This window comes from Sphingomonas sp. LH128 (assembly GCF_000293195.2).
GTDB lineage: Bacteria > Pseudomonadota > Alphaproteobacteria > Sphingomonadales > Sphingomonadaceae > Novosphingobium > Novosphingobium resinovorum_A.
In genome coordinates, this window is sequence record NZ_ALVC01000365.1 from 1 (window position 1) to 1345 (window position 1345).

A 1345-nucleotide genomic window follows, 5' to 3' on the forward strand; every position below is an offset into this window, starting at 1 on the left:
CCGACAGTCACAGCAAAAATGTTGTTAGCACACCCGATTTTGCCGCAAAATCCACTCACCGCAAAATCAGATACTTATGGTCTCGCGTTCCCTGCGTGTTCCGCTAGCACTGTTCAACTTGGGTCAGGATGAGGTCGTGCCCGTTGCCGACCGCTTGCGCATGGCCACCCGTGCACCAGTGCGCACGAATGACTGTATTCATGACTGCTGCGTGAAAGGAGCATCAATACGGCTGAGATGCATATAACGCGGAGCTCACCGCCGCGCGCACGAGATTGGAAAAAGGCTTTCTGTAAAGGTTTGCGCGACTATCTTCGCAAGAATGCAGGCGAGACCGTCACAAGCATCAATCTTGAGAACCCCATGGCGGCTGCCAGTGATCAAGACCTGCGCGCGACCTTCAAGAAATGACTCTTCGGGGACCAAACGGTGTAAAAGATGAGTTCCTCTTCGCCGCGAACGCCCAAAATCTCCGCAAACTGCCAAGTTGATCCCGGTCCCCGCGCAGGCGATGCCCGGCTGAGCGCCCGAGCCCGACTGACCTCTCGTTCAAACCCCGAACTACGCGATGCCATTTTCAACACTATCGATCAACTGCGGAGATGCAGCTATGCGTCCCGTTGTGGACGTTAAACGACCTCCACTTGCGATGCTCTGGCGCAGTCCATCCGCTTTCCCGTCCTGCAGGCCCAAAAATGACCCAAAAGAGACTGGCGGCTTTAAATTGAAGACGGCGAACATGTGCCATTATCGAGATGGCAATACAGACCCCACCTCTTCAAGAATGCGGCAGCCGGCTAGAACGCCTTCGCCACCGGCATTGATTGACGTCTATATTTTTTCCGAAAGACGGGGCGCGCGACTGGCACAGCGCTTAGCCTCTCTTATTCACGACGCTCGGTTTCAGGCCCGCTCTGGGCATTTGCTGCCGCTGGCGGTGTTGCGCGGACGACCGGCATCGCTGGCGTTTGTTTCACCGCGATCGGATTGATGGGCTTTTCGGGTTGAAGGGCTGGGCTCGGAGTTCTGCGGCGCTGCCGCATGGGCTACGTCGGCGCAGGCTTGAGCCGAAGAACGAGGGCGCGGAACAGGTCGGCATCCGGACAGGCCGAAGCGAAGGCAATGCGGATGCGGCTAGCACTTTCTACGACGCGCGCAGCGACCTTGAGCAGCCGCAGGCGCAAGGTTGTAAACTCGGCGCTTGCCAGAGCAGTGGTCCTGGGCATCACCTGCTGGATGCGCCATAGCAGCCAGTAGGCGGCAGTGTGCAGGATCAGGCGCATCTGATTGGCATTGGCCGAGCGGCACGAGGTGCGATCACTGGCCAGCTGGGCCTTGTGCCGCT

Annotated in this window: 1 protein-coding gene; it reads right to left on the minus strand. The window is 58.3% G+C overall.

The window, feature by feature from the left end; genetic code table 11:
* Positions 1-1046: 1046 nt before the first annotated feature.
* Positions 1047-1345: IS1380 family transposase (locus tag LH128_RS25095; RefSeq protein WP_008827843.1), on the minus strand; the 299-nt coding region annotated here is incomplete at its 5' end.